General features: G+C 68.2%; 15 protein-coding genes. 7 read left to right on the top strand and 8 right to left on the bottom strand.

The window, feature by feature from the left end; genetic code table 11:
• The first annotated feature begins 273 nt into the window (after positions 1 to 273).
• Positions 274 to 1,026, top strand: coding sequence for an SDR family oxidoreductase (locus tag ACFQI8_RS04160; protein ID WP_390242950.1), 753 nt, complete (start codon positions 274 to 276; stop codon positions 1,024 to 1,026).
• Positions 1,027 to 1,038: 12 nt separating this feature from the next.
• On the opposite strand, the gene ACFQI8_RS04155 is transcribed toward ACFQI8_RS04160, so the two are convergent.
• Positions 1,039 to 1,860, bottom strand: a complete 822-nt coding sequence (locus tag ACFQI8_RS04155) for an NAD(+)/NADH kinase (RefSeq protein WP_390242949.1) — start codon at positions 1,858 to 1,860, stop codon at positions 1,039 to 1,041.
• 186 nt (positions 1,861 to 2,046) lie between these two features.
• Between ACFQI8_RS04155 and ACFQI8_RS04150 the strand changes: the two genes are divergently transcribed.
• Positions 2,047 to 3,252, top strand: coding sequence for a KaiC domain-containing protein (locus ACFQI8_RS04150; RefSeq protein WP_390242948.1), 1,206 nt, complete (start codon positions 2,047 to 2,049; stop codon positions 3,250 to 3,252).
• 85 nt (positions 3,253 to 3,337) lie between these two features.
• Here the strand turns inward: ACFQI8_RS04150 and ACFQI8_RS04145 are convergent, their stop codons facing one another.
• The 3 genes from ACFQI8_RS04145 to ACFQI8_RS04135 form a co-directional block, all read right to left on the bottom strand.
• Positions 3,338 to 4,009: a nitroreductase family protein gene (locus tag ACFQI8_RS04145; RefSeq protein WP_390242947.1), complete on the bottom strand. Its 672-nt coding sequence runs from the start codon at positions 4,007 to 4,009 to the stop codon at positions 3,338 to 3,340.
• A 162-nt stretch (positions 4,010 to 4,171) separates the two neighbouring features.
• The gene (locus ACFQI8_RS04140) at positions 4,172 to 4,606 is read right to left on the bottom strand and encodes a universal stress protein (RefSeq protein WP_390242946.1); all 435 of its coding nucleotides are present in this window, start codon (positions 4,604 to 4,606) and stop codon (positions 4,172 to 4,174) included.
• Between the two features lie 61 nt (positions 4,607 to 4,667).
• Positions 4,668 to 6,647, bottom strand: coding sequence for an ATP-binding protein (locus tag ACFQI8_RS04135; protein WP_390242945.1), 1,980 nt, complete (start codon positions 6,645 to 6,647; stop codon positions 4,668 to 4,670).
• Between the two features lie 149 nt (positions 6,648 to 6,796).
• Here ACFQI8_RS04135 and ACFQI8_RS04130 point away from each other — a divergent pair, with 149 nt between their 5' ends.
• On the top strand, positions 6,797 to 7,204 hold the full coding sequence (locus ACFQI8_RS04130; RefSeq protein ID WP_390242944.1) for a DUF7113 family protein: 408 nt from the start codon (positions 6,797 to 6,799) through the stop codon (positions 7,202 to 7,204).
• Between the two features lie 53 nt (positions 7,205 to 7,257).
• On the opposite strand, the gene ACFQI8_RS04125 is transcribed toward ACFQI8_RS04130, so the two are convergent.
• On the bottom strand, positions 7,258 to 8,532 hold the full coding sequence (locus tag ACFQI8_RS04125; protein WP_390242943.1) for a DNA double-strand break repair nuclease NurA: 1,275 nt from the start codon (positions 8,530 to 8,532) through the stop codon (positions 7,258 to 7,260).
• Between the two features lie 149 nt (positions 8,533 to 8,681).
• Here ACFQI8_RS04125 and ACFQI8_RS04120 point away from each other — a divergent pair, with 149 nt between their 5' ends.
• Positions 8,682 to 9,341, top strand: coding sequence for an HAD family hydrolase (locus ACFQI8_RS04120; protein WP_390242941.1), 660 nt, complete (start codon positions 8,682 to 8,684; stop codon positions 9,339 to 9,341).
• Between the two features lie 24 nt (positions 9,342 to 9,365).
• Here the strand turns inward: ACFQI8_RS04120 and ACFQI8_RS04115 are convergent, their stop codons facing one another.
• Positions 9,366 to 9,761, bottom strand: a complete 396-nt coding sequence (locus tag ACFQI8_RS04115) for a hypothetical protein (RefSeq protein ID WP_390242939.1) — start codon at positions 9,759 to 9,761, stop codon at positions 9,366 to 9,368.
• A gap of 93 nt (positions 9,762 to 9,854) precedes the next feature.
• Positions 9,855 to 10,301 carry a DUF2240 family protein gene (locus tag ACFQI8_RS04110; protein WP_390242938.1) on the bottom strand — a complete coding sequence of 149 codons (447 nt, stop codon included), beginning with the start codon at positions 10,299 to 10,301 and terminating at the stop codon, positions 9,855 to 9,857.
• Positions 10,302 to 10,430: 129 nt separating this feature from the next.
• Here ACFQI8_RS04110 and ACFQI8_RS04105 point away from each other — a divergent pair, with 129 nt between their 5' ends.
• Positions 10,431 to 10,808 (top strand): 30S ribosomal protein S8e, encoded by a 378-nt coding sequence (locus tag ACFQI8_RS04105; protein ID WP_390242937.1) that lies wholly within the window; start codon positions 10,431 to 10,433, stop codon positions 10,806 to 10,808.
• A 49-nt stretch (positions 10,809 to 10,857) separates the two neighbouring features.
• Complete coding sequence (locus tag ACFQI8_RS04100) at positions 10,858 to 10,989, top strand: hypothetical protein (RefSeq protein ID WP_390242936.1); 132 nt, start codon at positions 10,858 to 10,860, stop codon at positions 10,987 to 10,989.
• On the opposite strand, the gene ACFQI8_RS04095 is transcribed toward ACFQI8_RS04100, so the two are convergent.
• Positions 10,965 to 11,966, bottom strand: a complete 1,002-nt coding sequence (locus ACFQI8_RS04095; RefSeq protein ID WP_390242935.1) for a PhoU domain-containing protein — start codon at positions 11,964 to 11,966, stop codon at positions 10,965 to 10,967. The genes ACFQI8_RS04100 and ACFQI8_RS04095 overlap by 25 nt on opposite strands.
• 345 nt (positions 11,967 to 12,311) lie before the next feature.
• Between ACFQI8_RS04095 and ACFQI8_RS04090 the strand changes: the two genes are divergently transcribed.
• Complete coding sequence (locus ACFQI8_RS04090; RefSeq protein ID WP_390242934.1) at positions 12,312 to 13,379, top strand: PstS family phosphate ABC transporter substrate-binding protein; 1,068 nt, start codon at positions 12,312 to 12,314, stop codon at positions 13,377 to 13,379.
• Positions 13,380 to 13,407 lie beyond the last annotated feature (28 nt).

The raw sequence follows: 13,407 nt of genomic DNA, 5'->3' as shown, positions 1-13,407 counted from the left end.
AGATGGCGGTGGGCCTGTGGGCCGAGCGTCGAACGTGTTTGCTACTCGTGCGGCGCTGTATCCCCTCCCTACTCGCTCGCTCCGCTCGCTCGTTGAGGAAGGGGCCTTAGCGCCTCAATTCAGGTAAATAGTCGGTAGGGCGCGCGACACGCCCGACTCGACGTTTCGGTTCGACCTCGATTCGGTTCCCCTTTCTCCCGGCCGGCGACCGCCGCCGACCCGGACTTTTGACGCGTTCCCGAAGGTTATTGAGCCGCGCCCCCATGCGCGGGTATGGCACGCAATCGCGGTCGCGTCCTCCTCGCCGGTGCGACGGGTCGGACGGGCCGACACGTCCTCGACGCGCTGGCCGAGACGCCCCTCGTCGTCAGGGCGCTGACCCGCGACGCCGACGCCGAATCCGACCTCCGAGCGCGCGGCGCGGACGAGGTCGTCGTCGGCGACCTCCTCGACCCCGACGACGCCCGGCGAGCGGTCCTCGACGCCGACGCCGTCGTCTCCGCGGTCGGCGTCTCGGCGGGGCTCGAAACCATCCGCGGCGACCTCGTCGACGGCGCGGGCGTGGTGAACCTCGTGGACGCCGCGACCGCCTCCGGCGCACAGCGGTTCGTCCTCACGTCCTCTATCGGCGTCGGCGACTCGAAGGGCGGACTCCCGCTGTCGCTCCGCGCGATTCTCACCGCGTCGGGCGTCCTCTCGGCGAAGGAACGAAGCGAAACCCGACTCCGGGACGCGCCGCTCGACCACACGATTGTCAGGCCCGGCGCGCTCACCGACAGTCCCGCGACCGCCGACGTGGTCGTCGGCGAGGGCGGCGACTCCGTCCGCGGGAGCATCCCCCGCGCCGACGTGGCGAACGTTCTCGCGCACTCGCTTTTCACCCGCGAGACGGAAAACCGGACGTTCGAGGTCGTCTCCCGTACCGGACTTCGCGGGCGGGCGGACAACGTCGTCGATATCGACTGGACGCCGCTCCCCCGGGCCGAGGCCTCGGGCGGCGAGGGCGAGCGCGAACTCGCGGAGTAGTCGGCGGCGCAGTCAGTCGAGTTTGCCGAGCGCCTCGAAGAAGTCGGAGGTCGGCCCGGCGAGTCGAACCGGCGAGTCGGACCGCTGGATGCGAATCTCCGTCGGTGGCGACACCGTCCGACGGGTCCGGCCGTCGCCGACGACGACCGCCGACGCCGCGTCGGTGACGGTGACGGTCACGGCGGCGTCAAGCGGGACGACGAGCGGCGGCATCCCCTCGTCGGCCGCCATCTCGGTGACGACGAGCCCCTCGACGCCGGGGTGGACGAGCGGGCCGCCCTCGCTGAGGTTGTAGGCGGAACTCCCCGCGGGCGTCGTGACGAGCACGCCGTCGGCGTGGCTCCCGGAGTACAGCGAGCCGTCCACGCGGACTTCCAGGCTCGCACCGCCGCCGTGACCCCGTCGCGGGCCGTGGACGACGACCTCGTTCATCGACGGGTCCATCTCCCAGTCATCGCCCGTGGCGACGATGCGGGGCACCTCCCGAACCGACAGCTCCCCGTCGCGGAACGCGGCCACCTCGGCCAGCACCTCGTCGATGGCGTCGTCGGGCGAGACGGCGTTCAGGAAGCCGACCTCGCCGAGATTCACGCCGAGAATGGGGACGCCGTCGGCACCGCGGGCGGCGTAGAGAAACGTTCCGTCGCCGCCGATGCTCACCACGAGGTCACAGGAGTCGAACGACTCGACGGGGGCACCCTCGACGCCCAACTCCTCGGCGGTCGCCGCGTCGACGACCGCCTCGGCGTCGACCTCGGCGAGCGCCTCGGTCGCGTCCGCGGCGAGGGACGCGGCCCGGCTGTTGCCCTTCTGTGCGACGATGCCGACCTTCATGCCCCGCGGTTTGGCGTCCCCCGGCAAAAGCCCACCGTCACGTCGCCCGGTCTCGCGTCCGCCCGTCTCGTTCCGACGAGGACGTCCCGGTGCGGCCACACGGGAAACGTTCATCACGACGCCTGCCCACCATGAGGTGATGGCAGGCACGGACGCCGGCCGCGCTGTCGTTCGGTGGTGGCTCCCGTGAGCGACGACGACTGGTTCGAGCGGGCACTCCGCGAGCGCGACGACAGCGAGACCGACGCAGACGACGCGGACCCGGACGAACACGAGCAGAGCGACGACAGCGAGACCGACGGGTCAGCGGGTCGCGGTGGAGCCGCGGACTCGGACTCACCGGACGCGTCGGTGTCAGCGGGAACCGACGCCGAGACCGAACGCGGAGGACCCGAGGCGACAGACGCGGCCGAAGACGAGGGCGAACCGCTATCGTTCGGCGACGACGCCCCGTTCGGTGGGGGTGAGGTCGACGACGACCCGTTCGGTGGAGGTGAGGTCGACGACGACCCGACAGACGACGACCCGTTTGGAACCGACTTCGCCACGGCGTTCAACAACGCGCCGACGCCCGACGCGGGCGGCGAGTTCGGCGGCGAGTCGCCCGACGACGATTTCGGATTCGGTCCCACCCCCGGCTCCGGTCCCGAGGGGTCTGCCTCCCCGACCTTCGACGACGAGGAGTTCGACTCCGACCTCGACCGCATCGACATCGGCATCGAGGGGCTCGACGACATGATTCTCGGCGGCGTCCCCAAACGGTCGCTGATGGTGGCCATCGGGAGCGCCGGGACCGGCAAGACGACGTTCGGCCTGCAGTTCCTCCGGAAGGCGCTCGATGACGGCGGGAGCGGCGTCTACATCACGCTCGAAGAGAGCCGCGAGCGCATCCTCGACACGGCCGACGAGAAGGGCTGGGAGTTCTCGAAACACGAGGCCGACGGCCGACTGGCCATCGTCGACCTCGACCCCGTCGAGATGGCAAACAGCCTGTCGAGCATCCGCAACGACCTCCCGCGGCTGGTCGAGGAGTTCGGTGCCGACCGGCTCGTCCTCGACTCCGTCTCGCTTCTGGAGATGATGTACGACCAACCCTCGAAGCGCCGAAGCGAGGTGTTCAACTTCACGCGGTCGCTGAAGGACGCCGGCGTGACGACGATGCTCACCTCCGAGGCGGACCAGTCGACCCCCTACGTCTCCCGACACGGCATCGTCGAATACCTCTCGGACGCCGTGTTCGTCCTCCAGTACGTTCGCGGCGACGACTTCCGGGAGACGCGGCTCGCAATCGAGATTCAGAAGATACGCGACGCCAACCACTCCCGGGAGACCAAGCCCTACGAACTCACGAACGAGGGCATCAGCGTCTACCAGCAGGCGAACATTTTCTGAGTCGGCGGTCGGCGTTCCGGCGGCGTTCGCCTCGGACACGCGCTCTGAACCGAAGAAAAGCGTCGTCGGAAGCGCCGTCGATAGCTCAGTCGTCGGCGGGCGCGGGGTCGGCCGACTGTTCGGACTCGAAGCGCTCGAAGTGGACGACTTCGTCGACCGGGCGGCGGTACTTGCGTTCCGCCTGTAACTCGCCGGCGTCGTCGGCGGGGATACCCATCGTCAGGAGCATCACGGGCTCGTACCGCTCGCCGTCGATGTCGAACGCGTCGAGGACGGCGTCGGCGTCGAAGCCGCCGACGGGACAGGAGGCCACGCCCTCGTCCCACGCGGCGTACATGAGCGACATCGCGACGAGCGACGTCGAGCGGACGGTCCAGACGCGGCGCTCCTGCTCGGGGAGGTCGGCCATGCCGGCGATGTTATCGAGGATGCCGTCGCGGACCTCCTCGTTCGGCAGGTAGCCCTTCTCCAGCATGTCGTCGGTGACGGTCTCGGCGTGCGCTTCGGGGTCCTTGTTGCCGAGCACGATGACGGACGCGGCGGCACCGGTGACGTGTTCCTGGTCGTAGGCCGCCTCGCGGAGCACCTGCTGTGTCTCGTCGTCGCGGAGCACGACGAACTCCCACGGCTGGAGGTTGTAGCTCGACGGGGCCTGCACGGCGTTTTCGAATATCGTCCGAAGGGTCTCGTCGTCGAGCGGCTCGTCGGCGTACTCGTGGACCGAACGGCGGGTCGTCACGACCTCTGTGAACTCCATCGATTGCAGTCAGGGACGGCACGGGAATAGGGCGTTGCAATCCGGTCGAACCGGCCGATTCCGGTGTGCTCGCAGTCCTCGTATCGGAACACTACCGGGTGGCGTCGGTGTTACCCGGGTGGTCGGAGACGCGGCGCACTGGCGGCGACCGCCCGTCGCGGCTCACCTGACGATGGTCACCGGCACGGGCGACCGCCGGAGGACCTCCTCCGCGACGCTCCCGAGTAGGATGCGCGAGACGCCGGTGCGGCCGTGGCTCCCCATCACGACGTGGTCGTAGTCGGCGTCGTCGCCCTTGAGCACCTCGACGATGACCTTCTCGGGACTGCCGACCTCGATGCGGTCGGTCACCGCCCTGTCGACGTCGACGAGTCCCACCTCGGCTTTCACCTCGGCGAACGTCTCTCTCGCCTTTCGTTTCTCCGCTTGGAACCACTCCTCGGAGCCGCTGAGCGCCCGCTCTCTGTAGTCGGCGTCGGCGGGGTTGATGACGTTCAAGAGCGTGAGCTCGGCGTCGGGCCACTCCGAGGCGGCGAAGCGAACCGCGGCGACCGACTGCGGCGACCCGTCGGTCGGAACGAGCACGTGTTCGGCCATGACGCGGACTACTCGGCCGACCGCTAAAAAGCCGCCCGGCGAGCGCGCCGCGTCGGGGCCGTCAGTCGCCGTGTCGCGTCACGCAGGTCGAAAGCCCCGTCAGTTCGACGGGCTCCGAGTTGTCGGGCGAGTAGACGACCATCTGCCCTTTCTCCATGTACGGCACCTTGTCTTCGAGGTTCGGCGGGATGTTGACGCTCTTGATGGCGTCCTCGTCGCCGAGGTTGAGCACGACCTTCGTGTTCACCTGCTTGAACACCGGGTCGGCGATGTCCTGTGGGTCCTGCGTGATGAGAAACAGCCCGAGTCGCTCCTTGCGGCCCTGCTTGGCCGCCTCGGTGAACTTCTGGATGACCTTCCGCGCCTGCACCGAATCGGCGTCGGTGAGGAAGTTGTGCGCCTCGTCCATCCCGAGGACGACCGGCGTCTCCTTGATGCGGTCGCTCGACGGGTCGTTCGAGAGCTTGTCGTCGATGAGAAGCGCCGACACCGCGAGGACGAACAGCTCTTTCGCCCGGCTCGACGAGAGGTGGTAGGTCGGCACGACCGTCAGCCCGCCGGGGCGGACGAGCTGGTGGTCGAGTTCGGTTATCGGGCGAGCGTCCTGGTCGAACACGCCGCTCGGCACGCCGCGGACCCGACGCTTCACCGCGTCGAAGGTCGCCTCGTGGACCCGACCCGACTCGTGGAGTTCCTCTTTCAGCGCCGGGTCGTCGAGGAACTTGAGGAACTGCTTGTACGTCCCCGCGTCGCCGTAGTCCCGGAAGAAGCGGTTCAGGAGTTCGATGAGCGCCGGGTACTGGTTGTCGTTGAGACTACTCCCGGCGACGAGCCACGGGAGGTCCCGCGCCATCGAAAAGGGGATGGTGAACTTCAACTGCTCGGCGCGGTGATTCGCCCCCGGGTACGACGACCCGGCCATCTTGGGGACGAGCGCGACGGTGTCGTCGTGACCGCCGTGGGCGACGCCTTCCCGCTCGTAGCGCCGCGCCGTCTCGGCGTCCATGTCCGGGTTGTCGTCGTGCATCTGGGCGTACTCGTCCTGCGGGTCGAACTGGACGACCGCCGCTTGGACCTCGCGGCCGTCGTCCATCTCGTAGCTCCGCTCCACGGCGAGGTACTGCCGCAGGATGTTCTTCGAGGCGTGGGTCTTGCCCGACCCGGTACCGCCGGCGACGAGCGTGTGGCGGAACACGAGCGGGTCGCCGTCGGCGTAGTCGTCTTTCAGCCGGTAGTCGATGGTCGGCGGCCGGGCCGCGGTCCGAACCTTCTCGCCGCCGACCGAGAGGTGGCCGAGGAACACGCCCGCCTCGGGAATCTTCAGGCCGGTCTTAATCTGGGTCGCGTCGGTGGCCTCGCCGACCGTCGCCTGCGGTTTCGGCACGCGGTCGACCATCCGGCGCTTGAGGTCTCCCCGGTCGGAAAACAGGACGGCGATGGGTTCGAGTTCGGCCATGAACTTGAAATCGCGCTCCTCGAACTCGTCGGCCGGGCGGCGCATCGCCCGGCGGGCGTGAATCTCCGTCGCGTCGTCGGCCTGAAACTCCTGGGCGTACTCCAGCCCGACGATGCGGCAGAACAGCAGTTCGTCGTCGGGGTAGGGGACGACGAGGTACTTGCCGAGGCGGACGCGCTCTCGGTTGCCCGTGGTCACGAACGCCCGGAGCGCCGTCCGGTCGGGGTCCTCTGACACGCGCAGGCCCTGCGAGACCGCAATCGCGCCGACGCCCCGCTCGTCGCCGACGGGGTCGGCGTCGTACTGGTCGAACTGCAGGTCGTCCGCGTCGTCGGTCGCGCCGGTCGCGCCGGCCGCATCGGTCGAACCGCCGTCGTCGGGGTCGTCACGCCCGTCGCGGCCGGCATCGACGCGGTCGGCGTCGGCCGAACTCGCGGCGGTCGCGCTCTCGGGTTCCGAGACGGATTCGGAACGCGCGGAGCCTCCGTTCCCGGCGGCGGTCTCCGCCTGCTCGTCTCGACCCGCGTCTGACGAGTCGTCGGAGTCGTCGCCGGCGAAGTCGCTGAAATCCCCCAGGTCGGTCATGTTCCAACGCTTGCGGGCGGCGAGTAAAAAGCCACGCGTCGGCGACTGCTCTCGGTCCCGTGTCGGGCGGTCCCGTATCCCACGATCCCGTATCCCGCGGTCTCGGGCCGTCGCGTACGACTTTTCCGTGTCGCGCCCCTAGTTCGGCTATGTTATTGGTCCGCGGTCACGGCGGCGGCACGGCACTCACCGGCACGATATTCGAGCGGGGGGAGCAAGCGCCGACCTACCGCGGCGCGCCGAACGAGGACGCCCCCTACGTCTGGGTCTGCGACGAGTTCTACGAGGTCGAAAGCGGCGGTTCTGAGACCGAAATCGACGGGCGGACGATTCGCGTCGCCTTCGACACGCCGCTTCCCCGGGGGTTCGACACCCGCGAACAGGCGCTGTCGGCGGCGAAAGAACACGTCAGGACGCAGTTCGCCCGGGTCGGCGTCACCGCTGACGACGTGCGAGTCGAGGTCGTCAGGCCCGAAGAGGAGGGGACGCCGGAGGGCGAACAGCCGGCGGACCGCTCCGCCGACGAGGGCTCTCCCGAGGGCGACGCGTCGCGCTGAGTCGCGCGCGCCGATGCGGTTCTGTGCTGTCTGCACGGGCGACACCCCGAGGCTCACTCGTCGGCGTCGACCCAGCGGATGTTGTCGTAGCTCTTCATCGGGTCCGAGTCGAGTTTCTCGGAGAGCTTGCGCCTGAGCGCGGCCTTCTCGCCGATACTCACCCGCGCGAGTTCGTCGGCCTTCTCGACCGCCAGCGGCGGCCCGCGCGTGGCGGCCACGTCGCGGACGACGTGGTGCATCAGGTCGGCCCGGCGCTCGGGGTCCTTCGTGAACGCGTAGGGCGCTTCGACCCGGTAACACACGTCGGTTCGGGGGTCGTACAGCACGAAGAACGTCACCGTGTACGCCTCGCGGTCGAGTTTCCGCTCGATGCCGAACGCCTCGCCCTCGGCGCTCAGTTGGCGGTCCGACCCGCCGCGCGAGGCGAACCAGCTCGTGAACGTGAGTTCGTCGGTGCGGCGCTCGTCGCCGTCGGGGCCCTCCCGGCGTTCGAGCAGGTTGACGAAGAAGGCGGCGTCGTCGACCCACGGCCGCCTGCCGGCGTCGCTCCCGTCGAGCTGTTTCCTGACCGTGCGGACGACGTGTTTCGCGCCGGGGTTCTTCACGAAGCCGGCGAGGGGGACGTCGCGCTCGACGAAGCGCTCGACGAGTCGGACGTAGTTCTCCACGACGGCCTTCGGCTTCGCGTCGCGCGCGAGATCCCTCAGTTCGGCGTCGCGGTCGCGCCAGTTCAGGAGTTCCTTCGGGTACACCGGCCCGTCGAGGATGAGGAGGTCGGAGACGGCGTCGGCGTGTTCGAGCGCGTGGTCGCTCTCGGCGAGGTAGAGCGCGAGCGCGTGGACGACGCCCTCGGCGTAGCGGTTGACCCGCGGGACGCTCAGCACGCGCCGGCGACCGTACCCCTCGTCCGACTGGTGCCAGTCGTCCGTGTCGAACAGGGGAACCGGGTCGTGGGTGTGCGCCGCCATGACGATAGAGCGGTGGCGGTGGAGGTCGAGGTCCGACGGCTCGGCGGCCATCGCGGCGTGGGCCACGTCGAGGACGAGTCCGTTTTTGAACGTCGTCGGGTTGATGGTCCCCGAGTCGAGGCCGTGGACGGTCGGAAACGGCGACTCCGTGAGCGCCACGTCGTCGACGTCGGCGGCGTGGAGCTGTTTTTCGCCGAGCGGTTCGACGATTGGGAGCCCCCCGTCGGGCGATTCGAGGGGGTCGAGCCACGACTCCCAGACCGTCCGCGCGAGGTCGTCGTAGTCGGCGTCGTCGACCGAGTCCGCGATGGTGCTCGCCATGGACGCGATGTCGTCCACGTGGACGGGGTCGAGGGTCATACCTCGGCGTCGTCGCCGACGGCTATAGTGGTTGTCGTCGTCGGTGGGAGCCGCCCCGACGGGGCCGGCGCGAGCACGCGCGAGACGGCTCGTCCCCTCGACAGGTCCCGGCACGCTCATACCGCTCCGTTGCCAACGCTTCACCGACGATGTCTGTCAGCGCGGTCGGGTTCGACCTCGACTACACACTCGCGGTGCCGACGCGGGACCGCGAGACGATTCTCTCGGAGGCGGCGGCGGCGGCGGGCGCGCCCCCGCTGACCCGAGAGGCGTATCTCCGGGCACACCAAGAGAACCTCACGCGCGAGACCCGCGCGCCCATCTTCGAGACGCTCCTCGACGAGCACGACTCTCCCGTCGACCCGGAGCACGTCGCGACGGCGTACAGAGAGCGAATCACCGACGCGGTCGTCCCCGTCGAGGGCGTCGAGGCGATGCTCGCCGGCCTGCGGACGACCTACCGCGTCGGCCTCCTCACCAACGGGCCGGTCGTGGCCCAGGAAGCGAAAATCGACAAACTCGGCTGGCGCGACCACTTCGATACGGCCCTCGTGACGGGCGCGCTCCCGGCCGGCAAGCCGGACGAACGAGCGTTCCGCGCCCTGCTCGACGGCCTCGGAACCGCACCCGACGAGACCGTCTACGTCGGTGACAGCGTCCATCACGACATCGCCGGCGCGCACGACGCCGGGATGCTCCCGGTGCAGGTGCTCGGGGAGGGCTGTGACGACCCCGACCCGCGGGCGGTCGCGCACATCCACCACGACGACCTGCCGACCAAACTTCCGAAACTCGTCGCGGACCTCTGAGTCGGTCGCGCGACGGGCGGCTCGTTATTCCGTTCGGTCCCCGGCGTCGAGCGCCGCGACCAGCGCGCGGAACGCCGGGAGCGTCCACTTCACCTGCGCGCCGTCCTCGACGAACACGAGCGTCCGCGGCGGGCGGACCGCCTTCGGGCGCACGCGAAGTCCCGCTTCGGAGGCGGCCTCGGCGGTCACGTCGGGGTGGGCGAGGAACTCGACGCGGGCGCGGTCCGGTTGGACGTACACCTCGGCGACGCGCTCGCCGTCGGCGGTGACCGCGTAAGCGAGCGCGCCGTCGTCGGTCGGTTCCACGTCGGGGTCGGCGTCGACGACCGAGAGAGCCGAGAAGGCGTCCTCGTGGCCCGTGACCTCCGAGGCGAGCAGTTGGGCGATGCGTGTCCCGTCGGAGAGCGAATCGACGACCATGCCGGTCGTTCGCGCCCGGACGGTTTCGGGGTGTCGCTTCGCGGGCGGTCGGAAGACGGAGCAGAACGACGAGAACGGAACGAAAAGACGGTGCTACTCGGCCAGCGAGCGCTTTGCTTTCTCGGCCGCGTCGTCGACATTTACGTCGTTCGCGCGCGCGAAGAGGACCGCGGCGGCCTCGGCGGTGATGCCGAGGCGCGACTGCCGCTCGTTGATGCCGGCGACGGCGGCCTGCTTTTCGATGTCGGCGGCGACGCAGGCGTCGAGAATCTGCTCGAACGCCGACTGCTCGCGGAGGACGGAGGCGTCGGGTTCGAACTCCTCGGGTATCCGTACCTCGGCGGGGTCGAACGTCGCGACGACCTCGCCGTCGTCACGCTCGACGAGGCCGCGGCCCGCGGCGAGGTCGATGAGGCGCTTGGCCTGGTCCGGGGAGAACCAGTCGCGGTCGAGCGACAGGGCGACGACGAACTCGCCTTCGCCGAGGCGGGTCGAGCCGTGTTGCCGGAAGGGGACGGCGACGGTGACGTCGAGACTCATCGGTTCGACGGCGGGCGCGGGCGAACTAAACGGTTTGTGTTGCCATCCCCTCCGAGAGACGTGGTGGCACCCGCCTCCGCCGAGCACCGATTCGAGCGATTCAAGTAGTCACCGAGGTTTTTACCCCGTATGAAGGACCAAGGACGCTCCAAGCGGAAGCGGACCGGCGGTCGGCGCAAGCCGTCCCGAAACAAGAAGCGCTACCAGCTGGGCCGCGAACCCGCCGCCACGACGGTCGGCGAGCCCCGGTTCCAGATTATCGACTCCCGCGGTAACAACGAGAAGCTCCGCGCCCTCTCGATGAACGTCGCGCAGGTCGCAGACGGTGCCGACGTGACGCAGGCCGACATCGAAGGCGTCGTCGACAACCCGTCGAACGTCAACTACGCCCGCCGGAACATCATCACGAAGGGCTCCATCATCGAAACGAGCGCCGGTCGCGCCCGCGTCACCTCCCGCCCCGGTCAGGACGGACAGGTCAACGCCGTCGCCGTCGACGAAGAGTAAGGTTCTCTCCCCGCGTCGTCGTTTCGGCGCGGTCCGATGTTTCACCCCCGTGAGCCTCGCCGTCGTCGCTCGCGGACGTGGTGCGGTCGAAGCCGAAAACGAGACTGGACGATACCGAATCGAACCGCGCGACGAACCGACCGGCGGGTCGGCCGGTCAGGGCGTCGGCGCGGACTTCTGAAGCGCCGTCTCGGCGATGTTGCCGCCGTAGTCGGCGCTCCGCGAGACGGAGTCGACGATGAGGCCGAGCAGTTGCGCGCGAGCCGGGTCGAGGTCCCGGAGGAGTTCGTCGATGCCGCGGGCGCTCGCGTCGATGGCCTGGACGTCCTCGCGGGACTCGTTTGCGAGGCGGCTCGCCTCGTCGCTCTCCTCGGCGAACAGCGCGTCCATGCCGCCGTTGACGACTGCTTTCGCCTCCTCGAACAGCTCCTGAATCGCCTCGACGATTTCGTCGTCGACCGGCTCCTCGAAGTTCAACGAGAGGTGGGCGATTTTGGTCGCGTGGTCGCCGATGCGCTCCAGTTGCCGGGCGGCGGACTGGTAGTCGAAGCAGATTTCGCGGGGGAGGCCGAGCTCCTCGGCGGCCTTCGGGGTCCGGAGCGTCGCCCGGAAGATGCGGGAGACGACCATCCAGAGGCGGTCGACGTCGTCGTCGCGCTGGATGACGTCGCGGGCCATGTCGTCGTCCTGCTCGGCGATGGCCGCGATGGCGTCTTCGAGCATCGAAAGCGAGATGAGTCGCATCCGGGTGACCGCGTTGTGGATGGAGAGCTCGGAGGAGTCGAGCAGGTCGCGGATGACGACCCGGTCGCGCGTCTCTTCGAGCACTTCGAGACCGACGAGGCTCTGGGTCGCCTCGCGGATGGTCCGACGCTGGTCGGTCGTGATGCGCGAGCTCTCCAGCGCGATGATGTCGAACCCGCTCACGTACATCGTCATGACGGCGCGCGTGAGTTCGTCGCCTTCGAGGGTCGCGATGTCGAGGGTTCCCTCGGTGCGTTCTTCTTCCGAGCGGGGCGTCAAGAACAGCGAGTCGCCCTCCGGGTAGAACTCGACTTCGCTCCCCGCCGAGACGCCGTTGTCTGTCGCCCAGTCTTTGGGAATCGAGACGGTGTAGGTGGAACCGCCCGTCACCTGCACCTTTCGGGTTTCGACCATATCCGTGGGTGGTTCTCAATACACAATAAAACTGTCCATCTCTATATATCGAAGACTGGTTTTATGTGGTGGTCGTGACTGAACGCGACTCGTGTCGATTCGGACGCGAAAATCCGCTCACTCAGTAGTCATTTCGCGTCGTGTCCGTCGGCCCGAGCGTCCCGCGTTTTCTGACATGTCGGAGAAAGTTCGCCACGAAGCGGCCGTAACTGAGATAATCGACTGTTTTCGCCGGATTCGACCCATTCCCGTCACACGTTACCATTCATTGAGAACATATCATAATGTATCACTATATAGTCGTCATAGCAGGGTATTTACGCAAAAATCGGCTCCTCAGAATCAATGACGCGTAACTCGGACAGCGGTCTGTCGCGGCGTAAGTTCCTGGTTGCCTCGGGCGCGGCCGGTCTCGCGGGACTCGCTGGGTGTACGGAGAACAACACCGGTGGGGACTCCGGCGGCGAGGGCGGTAGCTCCGGCGGGGACTCCGGCGGTGACTCCGAGGGAACGGACTCGTCGGGCGGCGGGAGCGGCGAGCTCTCCGGAACCATCGACATCGCCGGCTCCTCGACGGTGTTCCCGCTCGCAACCGCGATGGGTGAGCGCTTCCAGACCGACCACTCCGAGGTCAACATCAACCTCCAGTCCACCGGCTCCGGTGGCGGCTTCGCGAACTACTTCTGTACGGGCCAGACCGACTTCAACAACGCCTCGCGCCCGATTCAGTCCGACGAGGAAGAACAGTGTGCGAGCAACGACGTGACGCCCGTCGAGCTCAAAGTCGCCACCGACGCCCTGACGGTCGTCGTCAACAACGACAACGACTTCATCGGCGAGGGCCTCACCGTCGAACAGCTCCAGACCATCTTCTCGGCCGAGTCGGCCCCGACGACGTGGGCGGACGTCAACGCCGAGTGGCCCGACGAGGAGATCGAGATTTACGGCCCCACCGACGCCTCCGGTACCTACGACTACTTCATCGAGGCCATCATCGGCGAGGAGGGTCCGGGCCACCGCCAGGACTACTCCGCGACCGAGCAGGACCGCACCATCATCCAGGGCGTCCAGGGCTCCGAGTACGCTATCGGCTATCTCGGCTTCGCGTACTACAGCGAGAGCACCGACGCCGTGCAGGCGGTCGCCGTCGAGAACGACGCCGGCGAGTTCGTCGAACCGTCGCTCGACACGGCGCTGTCCGGCGAGTACAACCCGCTTTCTCGCCCGCTTTTCACCTACCCCGCCCGCGAGTCGCTCGCGGAGGACCACATCGCGGCGTTCGCCCGCTACTGGATGGAGAACTCCACCAGCCGCGAAATCGTCGCCAACGAGGTCGGCTACGTCCCGCTCGGCGAGGACGAGCAACAGGAGATGCTCGATACCCTCAACGCCGCCATCGAGGAAGCTAACTAGCGCTCTCTCGATAGAATCAGCTAACGAA

Origin of the sequence: Haloferax chudinovii, assembly GCF_042663345.1 — an archaeon.
Lineage (GTDB): Archaea > Halobacteriota > Halobacteria > Halobacteriales > Haloferacaceae > Haloferax > Haloferax chudinovii.
Note: the sequence above shows the minus strand (reverse complement) of the source record. Positions and strands in the feature narration are given on the sequence as shown.